Below are 21,804 nucleotides of genomic sequence, written 5' to 3' on the forward strand. Positions count from 1 at the left end.
AACTATTAAGCAAGTCACTCCATAACTTGCAGCCCCACCTTAATCAACCGAACCAGACTCAACAACTCTCGACTTGTAACTTCAAAATAAAACCACCAATTTAACAGCCGGCAAATAAAGTCAAGAAAACACTCAAATAAAACACCACCCTTTCCACCTCAGCCAATCAAATGCCGACAGTCGATTCAGAGGCTGATAGACTCCGGCGATGTCTTTCGCAATGAGTCTGAACCATGCTCCACGTGCTATTCAGCGTGTACCTCAAGATGCTGGTGCTCTATAGCCCCTTCTTCGTGCTGTCGTGTTTTATCGGGCTGACTCGCGGCTATTCGCGCAAGGAACAACGCCGCCTGGCCTGGAAGGTCGCGATCGCGACGCTGGTCTCCAGCGTGTTGCTGTATTTGTTCGGGCGGGTGATTTTCAGCGTGTTCGGCATCACCGTGGACGCCTTCCGTATCGGTGCCGGCAGTGTGCTGTTCATTTCGGCACTGGGCATGGCCCAGGGCAAGTCGGCCGTACAGACCGACAACGTGCAGCAGGACGTGACCATCGTCCCGCTGACCATTCCATTGACCGTCGGCCCCGGCACCATCGGTGCCCTGCTGGTGATGGGCGTGAGCCAGCCGCACTGGGACGACAAACTCATGGCCATCATCAGCATCGCCCTGGCGAGCTTCACCGTCGGCGTCGTGCTCTACCTGTCCAGCCGCATCGAACGGATCCTGGGCGACCAGGGCCTGCAGATCGTCAGCCGCCTGATGGGGCTGTTTGTCTGCGCCTTGGCGGCGCAGATCATTTTTACCGGGGTGAGGGGCTACCTGGTGCCCTAAAGGAGGACCGCCTGGCCTTCGACCGGCGCCGGCGCCAGCAGCTCTTTCAGGGTTGCACTGCCGACCCCTCCCAGGTCCCGTAACCGTGCCACGAACGTCGACACCGGGCGGGCATGCGCAGCGTTGAAGCCCAGGCATATTTCACCGCGCAAGACCGGGTCGGCGGCACACACATCACGCAAGATCAGGCAGTGTTCACTGTCCGGATCAACAATGACCAGATGCGTCTGGACGATCTCGAACACGAGCTTTGCAGGTTCATCGAGTGCCCAGACCAATGTACTTGCCATGGTGGGTGGTTCACCCAGGGCATGTCGACAGTCGACAATGACCGAGTCCAGTTTCAGCCACTCCGTCTTCGTCAAATGACACGTCACCGCGCCCTGGCCCAAGCGCAGAATCAACGTATTGACCTCATCGGGAATCAGCGGCAAGAGATCGCGACCGATCTTCGCCCCTTCGACGACCAGCACCTGGGCGTTGCGCTGGACATAATCGAACGGCCCGATGCTGCGTTTGTCGGGATAGATGAGCACCCGTCCATCCTGATGCTTGTGCAGCAGCACGTTAACCTGAGCCTGAGTGCCGAGCAGGGTAAAGTTCCTGGGCAGGTTTTTGCCGGTCACCCGCAGCAGCCGGGCACCTTGCACGTCATACCATTGCAGGCTTCCAGGCTCGGACTCCACCGACACGAACTCGGCATGCTGCGCTTGCTCCAGCAACCGCTGGAGAGCTTCGATCAGGTGTTCGCCCTGGGCGCTCACCCAGTCGTGATTGACCCCGGTGATAGTCCCCGCCTCCTGATGACGCAACGCCAACGACACACCGTCCACACTGGTGCCGCGCAAACCGCTGCCTTCGAGCGTGACATCGGCGAAGCGCCAGCTCGCCCACTCCCGCTGATACGCCGGCAGGCTGTCGCCGGGCAGCAATTGCGAGCCGGCACCGAATGCCTGGTCAAGTCGCAACGGGTCAAAGAATGCCTGGTTCAATACGTCACCGCTCGACCGATCGAACAGCCAGACCGACTGATTGTCGGGCGTCACGCCGAGCAAGCGAACCTCCTTGTCGAGTCCCGGATCGCACAACAGCAAGCGGTGATTCACGTACCAGGCACACAGGTTGCCGTCACCGGCGACATTGCGCAGACCGGCAATCGCAAAATCCCTGCCCGGGTAACCCTTGGCCAACGGCTCGAGCGCCTGCCACCACCGGGCACGCCCCTTGAGCCACTGCTCGCTCACGCCGGCAAACTGCAGCGATTCTTGCGCGTCCAGGTTGAAAAACAACCCGTTTTCATCGAGCGCTACATACCCCCCGTCGACGGCCAGGACCTGCTTGAGCCCATCGGGCTGTACCCATTGATGGGTCCACTGCGCCTTGCCGTCGTTCACGCTGCGTTGCAGTCGGCAGAGCGTCTGGTTGGAGGTGACTCGCTGGTACACGAAGAACACCTCGCTGTCGTCGGCCACGGGCAATAGCATCAGCCCGTCCAAGTTCTTGATCGAGCCATCCCAGCCACGGGCATGATGCTTGGCGGGTGGCGCCAAGATCAGACGTCGATCACTGCTGCGTACCCATGCCAGGTCTCGGGAATCGGGCGCAATCGTCCAGCAGATCGAAACGTACGAAGCCGGCTGCCAATCGACAGTCGTCACCCCGTTATCCAAAGGCCCGGGGGACAGCCGCAGAAAATCACCGAGTACGGACGACCACTCGGCCAGGCTATCGCTGGTCAACAGCAGCGCCTGCAGTTGCGGCGCGGTGTCGTAAGTGACGGAACTCAACAGCAATTGCCCGTCATGAATCAGGTAGCGGTATTGCAGGACGGTTTGGTTGTCGAGGAGGTATTCCTGCACGACATGAATCACCCCCTGGGCATCCGCTTCCAGGCTGCGAATGGTGCTTTGCCCCTCCTGGAGCAGTAACAGGTAGCGACACTTGAGCAAACCCGTGGCGCAATCCGTCTGCCAGATCTGGAACCCGTCAGGATCGTAGAAATACGCGGACGCCCCCATGACGACCGACAACTGCGGCTCGCCGAGCACGGCCATGTCGTCGCGGATATAGAGAAAGCGGTCTTCGCTCGCGTCATACCAGGCCGTGGTGTAGCTCGGCTGCTGGGGATCCTCGAACGGGATCAGATAGTGATGGATCGGCGTATAGGGCAGCGCCAATCGATGCTCGCGCGCCAGGGTCATGTAGTGGTCAAGTAGCGCCTGCTCATCGAGCCCCTCTGGCGCCGCCTGTTTGAGAAGGTCCAGTTGGCGTTTACCCTGGGTCACACTGAACAGCTGGTCAGCCGTGCGAATCAGCACTTCCTGCTGGCCGATACGGCTCACATGGACGGTGCCGATGTACAGCTCGCCGGAAGGCTCGACCCGGATATCACTCTCATTGGCCCAGGTGGCCTGCAACACCCAGCGGCAATACGTCTGGTTCGGCGCGACAAGGCTGATATCGGCCCCGGGATTGAGCGCTACGGTGCAACGCGCACCCGCGCCCCTGAGCCGATAGGACAACTTTCCATGCCAGGCGTCTGGCAGGACGGGAATCACCAGTACCCGCTCCACCGCATCCAGGTTCACCCTGATCAGCGTTTCGCCGTACACCGGATTCAAGCGATTGAGGATGTAGTCGGAAGGAAAGGAATAGAACGTAAACAGAAACAACCAGGTGCCGTCCGCTTGCTTTTTCTCCAGCCGCCGGGCCGTGTCGAAGCCACGATCATGGCGCCAGCGGGCGAACGGCAACGCCTTGTACTCATAGCCGTAAGTGGTGTGCGGCGTACAGGGCAGCACGATGGGTTGCCCGTCGGGCGGGGTGAACTCGATCCGTCCGGGCAGGCCCAGCTCTCGACGGATGTCGATCGCCCGCGCGTCATCGGGGTCGAAGCCCGGCACACCGAAATGATCATGCAAGGGGTACAGCTTTGGGCTGTCGAGCCGCAGCGTCCCATCATTCAGGTCGATGCTTCTGACAATCAGTGAAGGCCGTGCCACCCACGCGGCCAACCTGTGATCGTAGTGGTAACCGTCGCCACGGTAGGCCTGCTCCAGATCATCGAAAAACTGACCGACTTGACGTGCCTCCCGGGCGATGGTGGCAAACCCCTGGGCCAGGGCGGCGCCCCCGACGGCCAATCCACCGAGAATCACCCCCGCACCGCCGAGCACCGCCGCGGCGGTCGAAGCCCCGGCCAACCCTGCCCCGACGCCGCCCGCCGTCAAGGCCAGGCTGGCAGAGTCGAATGTCAGTTGGGTACCGAATTGCGCTTTTTCGATGCCGGTTTGCGCCGTCTTCAGCTGATAGATATCAAAGCCGACATTGGCCAGCCCTAACACCGCGCCGACGCCCTCGTTGGCCGCATGCCCCAGCGCCTGACCAACGACCGGCGCACACGTGCGGGCAATGAGCCGTTCTTCCGCCAGGGCGGTGCGGACCAACTGCACCAGGCCCGCCACGTCCACGACATTACCGTGTACCAACTGCGCATAGTTGACGTAGGCATGCAGGCGCACGGCGGTGGTCAACGTTCGATCCTCCCCTTCCCGCCCGCGCAAGGCGTTCATCAAAGCCTGGATGGTGAAGCCCGCGTTGAGGGTATGAACGCTGCCGGCCTCGGTCGGGTCCAGAACGCCGCCGCTCTGCACAGGTTGGCGCGCCAGGGTCGAAAACTGTTCCGACAGCCAGTTCTTGATCCGCAACAGGCGATGATCGTCACTGAGCACGCGGATCAATTGTTGCGGTTGCGCAGGATCGATCAGGCTCACCCGGTATTGGCCCTCTGGCGTAACCTCCAGCGTTTCGAACAAGGGCACCAGCGTCGTCGGCGAGTCATGCAGCGCCTGCAAACCGACCGTGACCTGGGCGATCTGCTGGCCCCACCAATGGCTGTCCAACTCCAGCAAACTGCTGCCCAGGTGCGAATTGTCGACCAGGGCTCTGCCGTAGGCACTGTTCAGGCGCTGGCGAATCGCGAGCGCTGGTTTTCCGGGCAACGGATCGGGATTGAGCAGGTGCTCCACGGTGAAGCCCTCAGCCAGCTCCAAGGCGGCGATCTTATTGCTGTGCAGGTCGATCAGATCGAATTCCGGTCGAGCGTCAGGACCATAGGCGGCGTAATAGCGGGCCATACCCTCTGTCTGGAAAAACCTTTCCAGCGCCCGCTGCAGTCCATCCGGATGCTCGAATTTGCACAGGCCGAAGTTGGGGTCGAAAAAGTGATAGGCGGCACTTTCTCCACTGATGGTCTTGGCCACCAGCATCGAATGGTTGTCCGAGTTGAGCATCAGCGTACGGGGGCCGGTGTGCTTCTCGAGCGTGTCCCTGACCTGGTCAAGGTTCGCCTGTCCAAGACGCGTACCGACGTCAGTCATCGGTACGTCCCGCAGTGCTTCCAGCGTTTGCAGGAACGCTTGGGAATCGGTTTGCCCGGGTTCGAGCACCGCCAGGAAGAAACGCTCGCGCAGATGCCCGGTGGACCCATCGCCCTGCATAAGCGCTGCGCTCATCACCAACGTCAGGGGATAGCAGCGCCCACCAATCGCCTCGCCATCGCTGTTGAGCAGTAAATCCTGGGGGACCATTTGCACGCCGGCGTGGCCGAATCCGTCCAGCACTTGCGCGGAACGTTCGACGATCTGGAGACGGTGCTCAAGGGTCGCCACTTTCTGGATCCGTGCAACATGACGGCCCCACTGGAACAGCGTCCGCGCCTGTTTCAAGGCCGTTCTCTTCAACTCCAGCGCGCTGTCGGACGGCAGCGGCGCATCCACTGGATCGGTTTCCAGGCCACTCATGAACCTTGCCGCCTTGCGCTTGAACAATTGCCGCTCGATGACCGCGTAACGACCCGCCACGCCCTGTTCGACAACGCCGTTGGCCAGGTTCTCCAGCTCACTGCTGGAGGCGTTGAAGCGCGGGTTATCCAAGGTCTCCAAATCGAGCAAAATGCCCAGTGACAGCCTTTGTACAGGGCTGACCTCAATGACCCGCCGGGCACCGCTGGCGATCTCGTTCAGCACCTCGTCGATCCCCAGGCTTTGCATCTTTGCATCGCTCAAGAACACCGGCACCAGCGTATCGGAGGGCTGGCGCCGAATACGCTGGCGATCATCGAAACTCAGCGGCAGCGGCTTCTCGAAACGGATTTCACCGTCATGCCCCTGGCTCATCGCCTCGCTGAACGGCTCGCCGAGCCCCTCGAGCAATCGCTCCAGCACATCGGTCAGCAGCACGGCTCGGCCTTCGATCAGCGGCCAGCCCTGTTGGAACTCAACGGTCGAATGCTTGAGCAACTGCGCGATGTCGCCGCTGTAGCGCGTGGGGTACTGACCATCACGCCAACGTGCCTGCTCGTTGCGGACCCATTTCTCGTGATCGGTTTCATTTTCTTTCCAGGAGTGATCCTGCTCCTCTTCGGTGGCACCGTTCACCGTCCCATTGGGCGCGATGGGCGCCTCTTTGCGCAGGCTCTCGGCAATGACGGCGCTCAAGTGCGCTTTCGCATAGTCGACCATGCCATCGCGCATGGCACCGGGCCCCGTCAGGTAGATGGTGCCCTCGCTGTCGAACCGAATGCCATCGCCGAAGTGGGTCGCTATGGCCGAGATCAACGCTATCGCTCTGGGCACGTCTTCCATCGACAATCCGGTCAACGGCCCATTGGTTTTTTCGAACACCTCCTCCACCAGCCCTAACATGCCGGCAACATCACTCAATGCAATATCGCGCTGAGCCGCCAACCGGGTCGATGCATCGATCAACGCGTAGTTGGTGCGAACGCGCTCAAGCACGCTTTTGAGAACTGCTGAGCCCGGATGGGCCATCAGAAACGCATTGGATAACGATTGCTCCATGGCCAAGGCCCGCAGCGCGAAGGGACGAGCAAGCCGATCCGCCGGTTGCCCAAAGACCTCACTCAAGCTTGGACGGCTTTGCGCGAAGGCTTGCAGCGCCGGAAAATGCTCGGCGCCAATGTGCGCGTAATAGCTGGAAGTCGTCTCGCGACCCGGCATCCATTCGGGGTTGTTGTTCAGCAGCAGTTGCAGGACCCCGAGGCGGGCATCACGGTCAAAGCCGCTGATATCAACGGCGCCCAGGGTTTGCGACAACGGCGGAAGGTGGTCGACATCGGTATAACTGCCGCCTTCGGCATACAGGACCTCGGCGCGCACAACATCGGAGGCCGCCGCCATGTTGCCGCGCAAACGCATCTCCCGTTCATAGACAGCCTGCAACTGCAGCGAAATTTCGCCCGTGGCAAGATCACGTAACTTGAAGCCGTGCATGTCCAAGAGGCTACGTTGATTGTGTGCCAACTGTTTGCGCAGTACTTGTACATCCTGACCGTAGGCGCGGGACAACAAATCTATCCGGGCCTCGTCAGCTGACCCTCCGCTAGCCACTGCCGCACGGATATGTGAATGCATCTGTTGTTTCAGAACAATCGCCCGCTCATTGTATAAGGCGCCCAATTCAACTTCGGAGACACGTTCGTCTACGCCTTGTAGAAAAACATCGGCCTTGGCGGCTTCGACAATCAATTTGCTGGTTTGCCAGGCCAGTAGTGCATCACTGTCATACCAAAGATTCAGGGTATAAGCCTGCTTGGCCAACACCTTTCTCCACACATTTAGATAATCGCGCTGAATGCTGCCAAGTCCACCCCCGAGCCAGACAAAGTGCAACGTCCTGGGAACCTCCGCAGGCACCTGTTTCATCTGTTCGGTGCTGAACTGAAGGCGCGCTTCATGACGTTCGACTTTGTCATAGATCCGCGGCAAATCCACTGTCGCCTCGTCGGGGCCGGACACGCTGCGCTTCACCCTGCGGCTGCCCAGGACCTGGGCGAGCGTCTGCTTCAAGAGCCCCAGTGGCTCGAGCAGTCGATGGGAGTCCGGTACGCTAATACAGGCAAAGTAATAACGGATGACCGCGTCGTATTGCTCATTGTTTTTGTACGGCAACAGTGCCTGTTCAAGGTCGGCCAGTTTGAAAAGACTGATGAAACCGAGCGCACCACCGTACGCCTTGATGTTCGCTTCCTGCATAAAAACACTCCTTGGCCTGTTCCTTTACAAAAGCAACAGACATATAAAAACGCCGCCACCAGAGCGTGTTCTGGCGACCTGCTTTTCAATTAAATATTTTGCAACTTGGCGGCAACTAAAACCTATGCCAAGCGCTGACAAGCACACACCGATAACTTATCAGGCACGAAAACTAACGCTTAAGAAGCAACAACTCAAACAGGAAGGCTTTCAATGCATTTCAAAGGAGCATCAAGACTTGAACCTGCTCTTTTATTTATACGCACGACAAATAAAGCGAAAGAATCGAAAACGCGGCCCTGAATCCTGTGGCGAGCAAGCTCCCGCTGGGCTACGCCGTAGGAGCTGCCGGGTGCAACGAGGCTGCGATCTTTCCCCAGACACTTGAATCTCAAGCGAAAGATCAAAAGATCGCAGCCTTCGGCAGCGCCTACACCCAGCGTGAGCAAGAGAACGGTTTCGCGGTTCAGGCTGGCTTGAGCCCATACCAGCGTGGCGTATACACCCAGTTTCCACCCGTCGCGCGCGCAAACACACAGGTTGTGGAGGAGCCGATCAGCACCATGGTGCGCATATCCACCTGCTCGGTCGTGAGTTGCCCTAACGTGGTGACACGCAGGGTCTGGCCCGGACGACCGATGTCACGCCCCAACACCACCGGCGTCTCCGGCGTGCGGTGCTGAGCGACGATCTCCAGCGCACGCCCCAATTGCCACGGCCGCGCACGGGAAATCGGGTTGTAGAAAGCCAACGCCAGATCAGCTTCGGCCGCCAGGTCCAGGCGTTTTTCGATGATCGACCAGGGCTTGAGATTGTCCGACAGCGACATCACGCAGAAGTCATGCCCCAACGGCGCACCGGCCTGGGCGGCGGTGGCGAGGGAGGCGGACACACCGGGCAGGATCTCCAGGTCCACCTGATGCCAGGCCGGATCGCTGGACTCGTGCAACGCTTCGAGCACCGCCGCCGCCATGGCGAATACCCCCGGGTCGCCGGACGACACCACGATCACCGAACGGCCTTGCGCGGCCAATTCAAAGGCATGTCGGGCACGCTGCATTTCTTCGCGGTTGTCGGTGCAGTGCAGCACTTGATCGTCGCGAAACGGGCCGGCCATGCGCACATAGGTTTCGTAACCGAGCACATCGGTGGCCCGAGCCAGTTCGGCCTTCACCGCCGGCACCATCAGTTCGGCCGCACCCGGTCCCAGGCCGATCACCGCCAGGCGTCCGCGCGGGCGACCGATTTGGGCCACATCCAAGGGCAGCGCGGCAACGGCGATGGCCAGATTATCCGTTGTCGAAATAATGTTCGCCCCCGGTACAAAACTGCGCGCCAACGCTGCGGCATCGCCGGTCATCGCCACAAAGCGCAGCGCCACCCCGAGCTCCAGCGCCGCTTCACGCAAGGCCACACTGGCCATCAGCGTATCCGCCGCCACCAGGCATGCCAGGCTCTGAAGCGCCACTTTCGCTTGCTGCAAAGCCGCACGAACGGCACCCGGCAGGTCAGCCATCTCGGCGCTCACCACCACCGCGACACTGCGCGGATAAATCAGCAATTCATGGGCGCTCGCCTCACGCTCGGCATGGCCAACGTGGATCGTGCGCCGCGCCTGCGGGTCTTGCGGCAACTGCGCCTGATCCAACCACGGCGCCGCACCTTCGATGCGCACCGGTTCACCGGCCAACAAGTCGGAGACGAAGCGCTTGCCCTGCTCGAGGTCGCCAAGGCTGTAGCCGCTTGGCGGATTGAGCAGGCAGGTGCCGAAACGCAATTCGCCGCTGGTGGTAATCGCCGGCGCTACTTGCAGCGTTGCCGCGATCTCCCGGGCCATGACGTTGACCCCACCCAGGCCGCCCAGCAGCGGCACCACGGCGCTACCATCCTCGGCCACCGCCAGCACCGGTGGCTCGACGCCCTTTTCCAGCAACAACGGCGCCAGGGTGCGGATGACGATGCCGGCCGCGCACAGGACAATGATCGGCGTATTGTGTTGGTAGAGCTCGCGCAACGTCGCGCCGAACTCGAGGTATTGGCGATCCGCGCCCTCGACCCTTCCGGCCAGGCCGTGGATCAAGGCGTCGGGATAGCGCTGCTGGATCCGTCGGGCCGTTGCCAGGCTGCCCGGGCCGAGGATGACGATGGCCGGCGCCTTGGCGGCCATCATCCCTGCCACCGTTCGCCTGGGACGATGATCAGCGAGAAGTACGGCGAAGACATCGGCTCGACTTCATCCAACGGCACGATTTTCTGGTTGGCCATGGTCGCCCGCTCGACGTACAGCGCCCGTGCGTCCATGCCCAGTTCCTGAAGCACTTGGCGAACCTTGGGGAAATTGCGCCCCAGCTTCATGATCACCGCCGCATCGGCGTCGGCCAGGCGACGCTTGAGATCGTCGTGGGGCAGGACGCCGGAGAGCACCGACAGGCTCTGGTTGCGATAGACCAGCGGCGCACCGAGCACCGAGGCCCCACCCAGCATCGAGCACACGCCGGGAATGACTTGGGCCTCATAGCGCTCGGCCAGGCGATCGTGCAGGTACATGTAGGAGCCGTAGAAAAACGGATCGCCCTCGCAGATCACGGCCACATCGCGACCGGCATCCAGGTGCACGGCCAACTGCTCGGCGGCGGTGTCGTAGAAGTCGGCGATCACCTGTTCATAGGACAGCGGCGCCGGCAGCGCTTCGGTGGTGACCGGATAGACCAGCGGCAGCAACGTCTGCGCGTCCTGCAAATGGGCCTCGATAATGCCGAAGGCATTGCCCTTCTTGCCCTTGGCGACGAAGTACGCCACCACCGGCGATTCGCGCAGCAGGCGCAGGGCCTTGACCGTAATCAGTTCCGGGTCACCGGGGCCCACGCCGAGGCCGATCAGACGTCCAGGCTGCTGCATCATTCAATCTCCGTAGCGAGGGCGTTGACGGCAGCGGCGGCCATGGCGCTGCCGCCCAGGCGGCCTTGCATGATCACGAACGGCACGCCGCGGCTGTTGGCCGCCAGCATCGCCTTGGACTCAGCGGCACCGACGAAGCCCACCGGAAAACCGAGGATCAATGCCGGTTTCGGCGCGCCGGCATCGAGCATCTCCAGCAGGTAGAACAGCGCGGTCGGCGCGTTGCCGATGACCACCACGCTGCCTTCCAGGTGCGGGCGCCACAGCTCCAGCGCCGCCGCCGAACGGGTGTTGCCCAGTTCCAGGGCCAATGCCGGCACACCCTCGTCGCGCAAGGTGCAGATCACCTGATTGTTGGCCGGCAGACGCGCCCGGGTCACGCCTTCGCAGACCATCCGCGCATCGCACAGAATCGGCGCACCGGCGGCCAGCGCCTGGCGCCCGGCCGTGCCCGCGCCCTCGGAAAACTGCAAGCCATCGATGGCCTCGACCATGCCGCAGGCGTGGATCACCCGCACCGCGAGTTTCTCCAGGTCGGCCGGAATGCGCGCCAGGTTGGCTTCGGCGCGGATGATCGCGAAGGAGTGGCGATAGATCTCCTGACCGTCGCGAATGTAATCAAGCATCAAGGGGGCTCCGGGGGCGCGCGTCGAGCCAGTGGCCGAGCGCTTCAATAGTCAGATTGTGTGCCTGCAACGCGCCGAAACCCGGCAGCGTGGCATCGCGAAAATACAGGTCATAACGACCGGGGGCGACCGCCAGCAAGGTGATGGGCGCGATATGGGCTGCCGCGCAGGAACGCGGGCAGCCCGACAGATGGATTTTCAGGGTCTGGCCCTGGCGTTGCAGCAGTTCGGCCAATTGACGGGCATCGGTCTTGGTGTCGGCCAGGGCTTTGCCGCAGCCACTGACGCCGGTGCAGGCGATGAGTTGCGCCAGGGGCTGATCGAACGAACACAACAGGCCCAACCCTTCAAGCCGCGCCAGCACTTCGTCGGCCTCCTCGCGGCGCACGTTGGGCAGCAGCAGGCTTTGCCAAGGGCTGAAACGCAGGCTCGCGTCGCCCTTTTCCCGCGCCAGTTGCGCCGCCCCCCGCAGCATGACCGCATTGAGCCGCCCCAGGGGCACCGCCGCGCCGACGTAGACGCGGTCGTCGTGCTGGGGATGAACGCCGATGTACAGTCCGTCGATGGACCCGTCCCGCCGCCAATCCAGGCAAGTTTGCAGCGGCACGCGACGGGCCAATCGGGTCATGAACTCATCGGCGGGAATTTCAGCCAACAAGTGACGCATGCGGTTCTGGTCCGGGCGGGCCAGGTCGAGGAACAGTTCCAGCACCGCCACCACCAAGGCATGCCCCTGGGCCAACGGCACCCTGCCCGCCGGTTTATCCAAGGGTGAACCGGCCAAGCCGAAGGCCAGCCAAGGCTCGCCATCACGGACCAGGGCCGACAACCACAGGTCGTGGTGATGTTCGAGCATCGCTAACGCTTCCCCTGCGTCCAGTTGCACGGCGAACTTGGCCGACAACTCAGGGAAGCGCTCATGGGTTTGCAGGGTGAAGAGGATCTGCGCCGCCAACGGGCGAGTGTCGAACAGCATCTGTCGGTCGACCCCGGCCGTAGGGCTGAGCATCAGGTTGCGCACGTCATCGCCGGCCGGCTTGCGCGGGCCAAGCCCGGCGGCCAGCAATGGCTGGATCAGCGCTTCGTGTTCGGGACCGATCCCGCGGATTTGCAGATTGGCCCGGTTGGTCGCCTCGATCACGCCGCCGGCAAACCGCTCGGCCACCGCCGCCACGACGTAGGCCTGATCCGCCAAGATGGCACCGCCATCGAGCTTGATCCGACAGATCCCCCCGTCCAACGCCTGGACGACACGCAGCAACCCCGGGCAACCGGAGGGGCGTACAACGTTGGAGGATGGACGTTCGTTCAAGGGCAAACCGCAAATAAGAAACGCCGCATCGGCGAAGGACCGCCATTATGCCTGCTTTGCCGGGGGTCATGAAAAGCTTACCGGTCGGATTGCTGAGAGCCGGCACACAAATCCCCTGCGCACCGCAAATTCCCATGTGGGAGCTTGCTCGCGATAGCGGTCTGCCAGAACAAAATGATGTCGAAAGTGACGCGGCCATCGCGAGCACGCAAATCCCCATAGGATTTGAAGATGACTGAGTATCCCGGGCGGATCATCCACCCGACCGACGTAAGAATTTTTTCTTTACCAAACAACCACATACATCGACACAAAAGCACCTTTGAACAAACAGAGAAACTCCGCTTTATTCATAAGGCAGTCAGTTACTTCATCATCGATAAGGAAATCGAGATATGTCAGAAAACTCAAACAACTACACCGAACAAGAACTCACAACGGCGTTTGATGACATCGCTCTCACGCTGTTCAAAGACGTCACCGCCGAGCCGGTACCCAAGATTCTCGTCGTCGCAGGCCTGCAAAGCTCGGGTAAGAGCTACCTGTTGGAAAGAAGTCTGCTGCCCTCCGGGCGCTACGACAATTATGTTCGGCTGTACCTGCCCGAATACCGAGAAAAACATCCCCGTTACGCGAGACTCATAGAACACGGTGTTCTGCACGCTTACGAGCACACCGAAGCGTTCATTCGGGACATCGGCAAGAAGATCTTCGAGAGGGCGTTCACCCAAAAATACAACATCATCATGGAGGCAGCCTTCGACAGTCAGGGTTTCGCAGCTTTCCCTCCATCGGCAACAGCGGCTGGTTATCAGTTCGAAACGCACATCGTCGCCTGCTGTAAAGATTTCGCCCATTTATCGAGCATCAAGAGAGCCTTCAAAAACATTCAAGCAGGTGAATTGGAGAGGTTCGTCACGGTGCCAATGCTCGACGCCAGCCTAGACCATGCAATAGCGGCACTTCCGGCTCTGGAGGCGGCCGCTCAAGCAGTTAGCGGTTCGACATTCTATTTTTATGAGCGTGGGTTTGGTGCGTTCAAAGAACGACCTTTGCGCGCGCAGAGCACCTATACCAAAGATACGGAAGGAACCTTGACCATTGCAGGGGACCAGCAAAACTATGCAAGCCTTTTCCAAACAACCACCCGTCGTCCTATCTATGAATTGAAGGACCGCGAGGAAATGGTAAAGGAATGTCACCGGGCACTGCTCGCGACTCAGACATTGACTACACCGATGCCCGACTCCCTCTATCACGATCTTTACAGCTATATCCTCAGGTATGTGTACCGATAACCCCAACCAAACCCGTGCCCTCAGGTTCGCGCCTTAACCCAAGGGCACGGTATGATGGCGGCCCGGTTCGCGGCTGTAACACGCCTGTCGATCAACCCCATCTATTCGAGGAACAGAGATGACCCCCTGGCTGACCGTAGTGGGCATCGGTGAAGACGGCTTCAAGGGCCTGGGCCGAACGGCCCGCCATGCCTTGCTGCGGGCGTCACGCATTGTCGGCAGCGACCGGCAACTGGTGCTGCTACCACTGTGCATCCGCGGCCAACGGGAACTGTGGCCCAGCCCGTTCTCCCTTGAGCCGCTGCTGGCGCGACGGAGTGAACCGGTGTGCGTGCTGGCCAGCGGCGATCCGATGTTCTATGGCGTGGGCGCCAGCCTGGCTAAACAGGTGCCGAGCGATCAGATGCTGGTCATCCCCGCGCCATCCTCCTGCTCGCTGGCCGCAGCACGCATGGGCTGGCCGTTGCAAGACGTGGTCACGCTGTCGCTGGTAGCGCGCCCCCTGGCAGCGCTCAATGTGCATTTATCCACAGGCGTCAGGCTATTGCTGCTGAGCAATGACCGCCACAGCCCTGCCGCCGTGGCGACGCTACTGCGCGAGCGCGGCTTCGGCCCCAGCCCCATGACCGTCCTGGAACACCTGGGCGGTGCGGCAGAACGACGGATCGAAAGTACGGCGACACAATGGTCCGACCCGAGCGGCGCCGACCTGAACCTGATCGCCATCGAATGCCGCGCCGAACCGTCCACAGCGCGCCTGTCACGCCTGGCCGGTTTGCCAGACACCGCGTTCGAACATGACGGCCAGTTGACCAAACGTGACGTGCGCGCCATCACCCTCGCCCGCCTCGCCCCGATGCCCGGCGAGTTGCTCTGGGATGTCGGTGCCGGCAGCGGCTCCATCGGCATCGAATGGATGCGCACCCACCCCAGTTGCCGGGCCCTGGCCATCGAAGCCGACGAAGGCCGCCAAGGCTTGATCGAACGCAACCGCGACACCCTCGGCGTGCCCGGCTTGCAACTGATTCGCGGCAAAGCCCCACGGGCGTTGGAGCACCTGGAGCGTCCGGACGCGGTGTTCATCGGCGGCGGCGTCACCCGCGAAGGCGTGCTCGACGCCTGCTGGGCCCGACTCAAGCCCGGCGGTCGGCTGGTCGCCAACGCCGTGACCCTGCAAAGCGAAACGACCCTGATGCACTGGCGCGAACGCCACGGCGGTGAACTGACCCGCATCCACATCGCCCAGGCCCAGCCCTTGGGCGAGTTCGACACTTGGCGCCAGGCCTTGCCGATCACCCTGCTGGACCTGACGAAACCTCTCGATGCGTGACGAAACCGCCGAACAACCCGCGCCCCTGCGCAGCGGCCTGACCACCGGCAGTTGCGCCACGGCCACCAGCCTGGCAGCCGCTCGATTACTGCTGCGCGGCATCGAAGCCGATGCCGTGGATATCGTCCTGCCCAAGGGCAAGCAGGTGCAGATGCGCCTGGAGTTCTGCCGGCTGACCGAACAAGGCGCCGAAGCCGGGACGATCAAGGACGCGGGCGATGACCCGGACGTGACCCACGGCGCCCTGTTGTTTTCCCACGTGCGCTTGATCGCCGAGCCCGGTGTACGTTTCGTCGCTGGTCGCGGCGTTGGCACGGTGACGCGACCGGGGTTGGTGCTGAACGTCGGTGAGCCGGCGATCAACCCGGTGCCGCGCAAAATGATCAACGACCACCTGGGTCGGCTGGCCGAGGACAGCGGTTATGCCGGCGGTTTCGAAGTCACGGTCAATGTCGAGGGCGGCGAAGCCCTGGCGCTGAAAACCATGAATCCACGCCTGGGGATTCTTGGCGGCCTGTCGATCCTTGGCACCAGCGGCATCGTCCGGCCATTCTCCTGCGCGGCCTACATTGCCTCGATCCACCAGGGCATCGACGTGGCGAAAACCAACGGCTACCTGCACATCGCCGCCTGCACCGGCAATGCCAGCGAAGACACCATGCGCCGGGTCTACAACCTGCCGGAAATCGCCCTGATCGAAATGGGCGACTTCGTCGGCGCCGTGCTCAAGCATGTGCGCAAGGTCCCGGTGGAAAAGCTCAGTCTCTGCGGCGGCTTTGGCAAAATCAGCAAACTCGCCGCCGGCCACATGGACCTGCACAGCCGTCACTCGAGCATTGACCTGCCACAGTTGGCCGAGTGGGCCGCCGCCATCGGTGCCGATGAGGTTTTGCAGCAGGGCATCCGAGAAGCCAACACCAGCCAACAGGCCTTGGCCATGGCCAGCGCCGCCGGCATCGCCCTCGGCGACGAGGTGTGCGCACACGCCCTGGCCTTCGCTCGCAGCGTGGTGCCGGCCCAGGTCCAGGTCGAGGTCTTCGCCATCGACCGCCAAGGCGGGATTGTCGGCCACGCCGGAGCCTTGTTATGAAACGTATCCTGCTGCTCGGTGGCGTCACCGAAGCCCTGGCCATCGCCCGCACCCTCGGTCCACAACACATCTACAGCCTGGCCGGCATCGGCCGCGTCCCCACCGACTTGACCTGCCAGGTCCGCGTCGGCGGCTATGGCGGCGCCGAAGGGTTGGCGCACTTCATCCGCGCCGAGGGTATCGACCTGCTGCTGGACGCCACCCACCCCTACGCCGCCCAGATCAGCCAAAACGCCGCCCACGCCGCCCGCGCCTGCGCCATCCCCTGCTGGGCCCTACGCCGCCCGGCGTGGCAGCCCCAGGCCGGCGATGACTGGCGCGAAGTGGCCGACTGGAGCGAACTGATCCAGGCCCTGCGACCCTTCCACCGCCCCCTGTTTACTCTCGGTCGCGAACCCCTGCAACATCTGCATGAAATCCCACCAGAGCAATTCTGGACCCTGCGTGCCCTGGACGTTTACCCCGGCAATGAGCGCTGCGAAGTGATTGGGGCCCGTGGGCCGTTTCACATTGACGGTGAACGCGAACTGTTCGAACGGCGGCAGATCGATGTGCTGGTGAGCAAGAACAGCGGCAGCACGGCTACCGAGCCGAAACTGGAGGTGGCGCGGGAGCGAGGGGTGCCGGTGTTGGTGTTGAAGCGGCCGGTGTTGATGGGGGTGGATAGGGAGTTTGGAGAGATCAATGAAATGCTGGACGCTTTATCCGTACAAAACGGGTTCTGAATTCAGCACATTCGCGCGACATTTCTGACAAGTTTTCAAGACGAAGCCGGCTGTTTCGTCCAAGACGTTCAATTCTATAGTTCCGCTCCTTAATACCCACCGCAGCACCTGGCAGTCATTAAGCATGAGCGACCCGTCTCGTGCCGAGGAAAGTGCTGCTTGCCAATGTGTATCCCAAGGAATACGATCCGAATGATCGAACTTGAACAGTCCCGAGTATTCTCAAGCTGGCTTAACGGGTTGAAGGACATTGCTGGGAAAGCTCGCATCATTGCCAGGCTCCGATCGGCAGAGCATGGAAATTTTGGTGATTGCGAACCGGTGGGTAACGCAGTGTATGAGATGCGTATTCACTCGGGTCCGGGCTACAGAGTGTACTTCTCCCGTCAAGGCTCCGTGCTTTATTTGCTGCTTGTGGGAGGTGACAAATCGACTCAGAAACGGGATATCGCACGCGCTGTTCAAATGGCGCAAACCATGGGTAATGAGGAGTGAATCATGACTGAAGAATTCACACGTTTCGATGCAGCCACTTACCTCAAGACGCCTGAGGAAATGGCCGCTTATCTGGATGCCTGTTTTGAAGAGGATGCGGGTGACGGCGTACTGGTTCGAGCAGCTCTTAACGATATTGCCAGGGCAAAGGGCATGACGCAGATTGCTCGTGATGCAGGCCTGGGGCGAGAGAGTCTTTACAAAGCACTGGGAAGTACGGGCAATCCGGAGTTCACAACTATCATGAAAGTCATGAAAGCTTTGGGCTTGAGGTTACATGCGACGGCCATTTGACAGAGGTTCCCTTCCCTCCTGTATTGGAGTGATTGAATACCGATTGATCAAAAACACACGACGAGGGAACTTGCTCCCTCGCCACAAAAGCACTCACTCGAAGATCTGTTGCTACTGTTAACACCAGCCCTGCGACCCTACACCGCACGTGGCCTTTTTACTTCTCAACCCCGATCAGGCTAAATACCGCCACCTGATCGCCCAACCGAGCGGATTGCCCCATGTCCCGACAACGGCTTGCATTTGCCTGGATCGCCTGCTTCGCAGTGCTGTTCAATATGCTTGCCATGCCGCTTTCCAACAGCGCTGGCGCGATGGCCAATTCGCCGGCCGAACAACTGCTGTGGGGCAGTTTCTGCTCGTCCAGCGGCACGAAAATGGTGGCGATATCCTTGGGCAAGCTCGAACAGGGCACGCCACAGAAAGACAATCACTCGACTATGCAGCATTGCTGGTGCTGCTCAGGGCCGGCGCCGTTGGTGGCGCTCGCCGGGCACGTCCCGCAGTTGTATCTGGATGCACAGTTGGACCATCGTGCCGCCGTCCATTCCAAGCTCGACAGCCCCACGCCACGCCAGCAATGGCCCAGTCTCAATCCTCGCGCCTCGCCTCTGGCCTGATTCTTCCGCACACACCTGCGCCCTGAATCGTTCCGGAGAATCGCCATGTTGAACAGACTTATCCTGCTGGCTGCCCTATTGCTTCCCCTCGGCTTCGCCCAAGCTCACCAATACAAGGTGGGCGAACTTGAGATCGCCCATCCGTGGTCCCAGGAGTTGCCGCCCAACGCACCGACCGTGGCCGCGTATTTCGTGATTCACAACGGCGGCACGAGCGCCGACAAGCTGCTCAGCGTCGACTCGCCGATTGCCGGCAAGGCCGAGCTCCATGAGCATGTGATGCAAAACGACCTGATGAAAATGCAACCGGTGCCCGTGGTGGAGATCGCCCCCGGTGCGACCGTCACCTTCGCGCCGATGGCGTATCACGTGATGCTGCTGGACCTGAAGGACCGCAGCCTGCTCAGCGATGGCAAACGCTTTGCCATGACCCTGCATTTCGAAAAAGCGGGGGATGTCACGGTCAACATCGCGGTGCAGAAAAAAGCACCCGACGGCACCAAGACACACATGCACGCCCAGTAGACGTAGTCGCCCGTGCCCACCCTTCGCGCCAGGCCATCCATGCCCCGCCGCCAGCCCCTGAGCCTGACACGCGGCAGCTGGATCAGTCTGTTCGCCATGCTGATGATCTTTGTCGGTCCGCTGATTTCCCAGTCGATGCCGATGGGTCAGCGCATGTCCATGCCTGTGTCCATGGACATGTCGGTGCACGAGGCGCCGGCAGCCGAATACTGCCCGCCCCAGAGCGAACATCATGCGCTTTGGGAAAAATGCGGTTATTGCAGCCTGCTGTTCAATTGCCCCGCGCTGCCTGGCGGTCACACCTTCGCCGTCTTTGACACCCCCCACACCAACACCTACACCAGCCTTTCCCCACGCCTGGGCCATGCCTGGCCGGCGTTCTTCCCGGGTGCCCGCACCCGCGCACCGCCCCTCGACGCGTAAGCCCGACACTTAACTCACCCGGTCGCACAAGACAGCCCCAGGCTGCCCGACCGTGTCGTCTACGTTTGTTCGATGGAATCATCATGTCCAGGTTTTCTGCTGGCATCGCGTTGGGCTCCGCCCAGGTGCGCTGCCCCCTGAACGAGCCACGGGTTCGTTTGCGCCAAACCATCGCCGCCCTCTGCGGCCTGCTGCTCACCCCACTCGTGCTGGCCGACGAGCAAGAGCATCATGACCATCAGGTCGAAGAACTGAGCCCGACGGTGATCACCGCCATCGCCCCCAGCTCACCCCTGACCGTCGTCACCAACCCCAAGGACCCGCGCCAACCGGTGCCGGCCAGCGACGGTGGCGACTACCTCAAGACCATTCCTGGCTTTGCCCTGGTGCGCAACGGCGGCACCAATGGCGACCCCGTGTTGCGCGGCATGTTCGGCTCACGGCTGAACATTCTCACCAACGGCAGCATGCTGTTGGGTGCTTGCCCGGGCCGGATGGACGCGCCGACGTCCTACATATCGCCGGAAACCTACGACAAGCTCACTGTTATCAAAGGCCCGCAAACCGTGCTGTGGGGCCCCGGCGCATCGGCCGGGACCGTCCTGTTCGAGCGCGAGCCGGAACAGTTCGGCGAACTCGGCACCCGGATCAACGCCAGTGTGCTGGCCGGCTCCAACGGCCGTTTCGACAAAGTGGTGGATGCCGCCGCCGGTGGGCCGCTGGGTTATGTACGGGTGATCGGCAACACCGCCCATTCGGACGATTACCGCGACGGCAATAACGACACCGTGCCGTCGCGTTATGACAAGTGGAACGGCGACGTCACCCTCGGCTGGACGCCAGACGCCGATACCCTGCTGGAGTTGACGGCCGGCAAGGGCGACGGTGAAGCACGCTACGCCGGGCGTGGCATGGACGGCTCGCAGTTCAAGCGCGAAAGCCTCGGGCTGCGTTTCGAACGCTCGAACATCGGCGAGGTGCTGGACAAGGTCGAGGCCCAGGTCTACTACAACTACGCCGACCACGTGATGGACAACTACACACTGCGCACGCCGTCAGGCACCGGGATGATGGCCGGGCCCATGGCCTCCAACGTCGACCGCCGCACCCTCGGCGCCCGCATCAAGGCCACCTGGCGCTGGGCCGATGTGCAGTTGATCAGCGGCCTGGACGCCCAGACCAACGAGCATCGCCAACGCAGCAGCATGGGCGTGGACACCTATAAGGACCTGCCGTACACCAAGGACGCCGACTTCCACAATTACGGGGTGTTCGGCGAACTGACCTGGTACGCCGCCGACCGCGACAGGGTGATCACCGGTGCCCGACTCGACCGTGCCTCGGCCAAGGACTACCGCCAGAGCATCGGTTCCGGCATGTCGGCGCGCGCCAATCCCACCGCCGATGACACCCGCGCCGACACCCTGCCCAGCGGCTTCATCCGCTACGAACACGACCTGGACGACAGCCCCGCCACCCTCTATGCAGGCGTGGGTCACGCGCAACGTTTCCCGGACTACTGGGAGCTGTTCTCGGCGAACGTCGGCCCCAGCGGCTCGCTGAATGCCTTCGACGCGATCAAGCCAGAGAAAACCACCCAGCTCGACTTCGGCCTGCAGTACAAGACCGAAACCCTCGAAGCCTGGGCGTCGGGTTATGTCGGGCAGGTGCGCGACTACATCCTGTTCGATTACACGCCCGGCATGATGGGCACCACCTCGCGGGCCGAGAACATCGATGCACGGATCATGGGCGGTGAGCTGGGCGCAGCCTACAAGCTGACCGAGCGCTGGAAGGCCGATGCCACCCTGGCCTACGCCTGGGGCAAGAACAGCAGCGACGGCAGCGCCCTGGCGCAAATGCCGCCGCTGGACGCACGCCTAGGCCTGACCTACAGCGAAGACCGCTGGAGCGCCGGCGCCCTGTGGCGTGTGGTGGCGGCGCAGCACCGGGTCGACGAGAACAAGGGCAACGTGGTGGGCAAGGACTACGGCAAAAGCTCCGGGTTCGGGGTGTTCTCCCTCAACGGTGCCTACCGCATCAATAAGCACTGGAAGGTCAGCAGCGGCGTCGACAACCTGTTTGGCAAAGCCTACGCCGAACATCTGAACCTGGCCGGCAACGCCGGGTTCGGCTACCCGGCGAGTGACCCGCAGGCCATCAACGAACCGGGGCGCACGCTCTGGACCAAGGTGGATATGAGTTTCTAAAAGCATCGCGGGCAAGCCCTGCTCCCACAGGGACTCCATTGCTGAGGGACGCAACATGTTCCACAGCAATGAC

17 protein-coding genes are annotated in these 21,804 nt (G+C 61.7%); 12 read left to right on the forward strand and 5 right to left on the reverse strand.

The features are described 5' to 3' along the window. Positions 1–233 precede the first annotated feature (233 nt). On the forward strand, positions 234–830 hold the full coding sequence (locus tag AACY31_RS00320) for a MarC family protein (RefSeq protein WP_047227382.1): 597 nt from the start codon (positions 234–236) through the stop codon (positions 828–830). Here the strand turns inward: AACY31_RS00320 and AACY31_RS00325 are convergent. From AACY31_RS00325 to cobG, 5 genes are all read right to left on the reverse strand, one after another. Next, positions 827–7,885 (reverse strand): TcdA/TcdB catalytic glycosyltransferase domain-containing protein, encoded by a 7,059-nt coding sequence (locus AACY31_RS00325; RefSeq protein ID WP_339503631.1) that lies wholly within the window; start codon positions 7,883–7,885, stop codon positions 827–829. The two genes, AACY31_RS00320 and AACY31_RS00325, sit on opposite strands and share 4 nt — an antisense overlap. A 466-nt stretch (positions 7,886–8,351) precedes the next feature. Beyond that, positions 8,352–10,052: a precorrin-3B C(17)-methyltransferase gene (gene cobJ, locus AACY31_RS00330; protein ID WP_339503812.1), complete on the reverse strand. Its 1,701-nt coding sequence runs from the start codon at positions 10,050–10,052 to the stop codon at positions 8,352–8,354. Further along, positions 10,052–10,783 carry a precorrin-2 C(20)-methyltransferase gene (locus tag AACY31_RS00335; protein ID WP_339478605.1) on the reverse strand — a complete coding sequence of 244 codons (732 nt, stop codon included), beginning with the start codon at positions 10,781–10,783 and terminating at the stop codon, positions 10,052–10,054. The genes cobJ and AACY31_RS00335 overlap by 1 nt, the downstream gene beginning before the upstream one ends. Beyond that, entirely contained in the window at positions 10,783–11,409 is a 627-nt protein-coding gene (locus tag AACY31_RS00340; protein ID WP_339478498.1) for a precorrin-8X methylmutase, read from the reverse strand. The genes AACY31_RS00335 and AACY31_RS00340 overlap by 1 nt, the downstream gene beginning before the upstream one ends. Next, a complete protein-coding gene (cobG, locus tag AACY31_RS00345) occupies positions 11,402–12,721 on the reverse strand; it encodes a precorrin-3B synthase (protein WP_339478497.1) in 1,320 nt (439 codons plus the stop codon). Before cobG ends, AACY31_RS00340 begins: the two co-directional genes overlap by 8 nt. A gap of 47 nt (positions 12,722–12,768) precedes the next feature. Here cobG and AACY31_RS00350 point away from each other — a divergent pair, with 47 nt between their 5' ends. From AACY31_RS00350 to AACY31_RS00400, 11 genes are all read left to right on the forward strand, one after another. Continuing rightward, positions 12,769–12,960 (forward strand): hypothetical protein, encoded by a 192-nt coding sequence (locus AACY31_RS00350; protein WP_339478496.1) that lies wholly within the window; start codon positions 12,769–12,771, stop codon positions 12,958–12,960. Positions 12,961–13,116: 156 nt separating this feature from the next. Continuing rightward, positions 13,117–14,019: a zeta toxin family protein gene (locus tag AACY31_RS00355; protein WP_339503633.1), complete on the forward strand. Its 903-nt coding sequence runs from the start codon at positions 13,117–13,119 to the stop codon at positions 14,017–14,019. A gap of 118 nt (positions 14,020–14,137) precedes the next feature. Then, positions 14,138–15,349 (forward strand): precorrin-6y C5,15-methyltransferase (decarboxylating) subunit CbiE, encoded by a 1,212-nt coding sequence (gene cbiE / locus AACY31_RS00360; protein WP_339503635.1) that lies wholly within the window; start codon positions 14,138–14,140, stop codon positions 15,347–15,349. Continuing rightward, positions 15,342–16,439, forward strand: a complete 1,098-nt coding sequence (locus tag AACY31_RS00365; protein ID WP_339478492.1) for a cobalt-precorrin-5B (C(1))-methyltransferase — start codon at positions 15,342–15,344, stop codon at positions 16,437–16,439. The genes cbiE and AACY31_RS00365 overlap by 8 nt, the downstream gene beginning before the upstream one ends. Then, entirely contained in the window at positions 16,436–17,164 is a 729-nt protein-coding gene (locus AACY31_RS00370; RefSeq protein WP_339478491.1) for a cobalt-precorrin-6A reductase, read from the forward strand. Before AACY31_RS00365 ends, AACY31_RS00370 begins: the two co-directional genes overlap by 4 nt. Positions 17,165–17,356: 192 nt before the next feature. Then, positions 17,357–17,659, forward strand: a complete 303-nt coding sequence (locus AACY31_RS00375; protein ID WP_310366832.1) for a type II toxin-antitoxin system RelE/ParE family toxin — start codon at positions 17,357–17,359, stop codon at positions 17,657–17,659. Positions 17,660–17,662: 3 nt separating this feature from the next. Beyond that, positions 17,663–17,953, forward strand: coding sequence for an addiction module antidote protein (locus AACY31_RS00380; protein WP_024617344.1), 291 nt, complete (start codon positions 17,663–17,665; stop codon positions 17,951–17,953). Between the two features lie 221 nt (positions 17,954–18,174). Continuing rightward, a complete protein-coding gene (locus AACY31_RS00385; RefSeq protein ID WP_339478487.1) occupies positions 18,175–18,573 on the forward strand; it encodes a DUF2946 domain-containing protein in 399 nt (132 codons plus the stop codon). Between the two features lie 45 nt (positions 18,574–18,618). Further along, positions 18,619–19,098, forward strand: coding sequence for a copper chaperone PCu(A)C (locus AACY31_RS00390; protein ID WP_339478486.1), 480 nt, complete (start codon positions 18,619–18,621; stop codon positions 19,096–19,098). 39 nt (positions 19,099–19,137) lie between these two features. Further along, a complete protein-coding gene (locus AACY31_RS00395) occupies positions 19,138–19,521 on the forward strand; it encodes a DUF2946 domain-containing protein (RefSeq protein ID WP_339478485.1) in 384 nt (127 codons plus the stop codon). An 83-nt stretch (positions 19,522–19,604) separates the two neighbouring features. Then, positions 19,605–21,731 carry a TonB-dependent copper receptor gene (locus AACY31_RS00400; protein ID WP_339491245.1) on the forward strand — a complete coding sequence of 709 codons (2,127 nt, stop codon included), beginning with the start codon at positions 19,605–19,607 and terminating at the stop codon, positions 21,729–21,731. Positions 21,732–21,804 lie beyond the last annotated feature (73 nt).

It is taken from the genome of Pseudomonas sp. RL_105y_Pfl2_101 (assembly GCF_963970585.1).
Lineage (GTDB): Bacteria > Pseudomonadota > Gammaproteobacteria > Pseudomonadales > Pseudomonadaceae > Aquipseudomonas.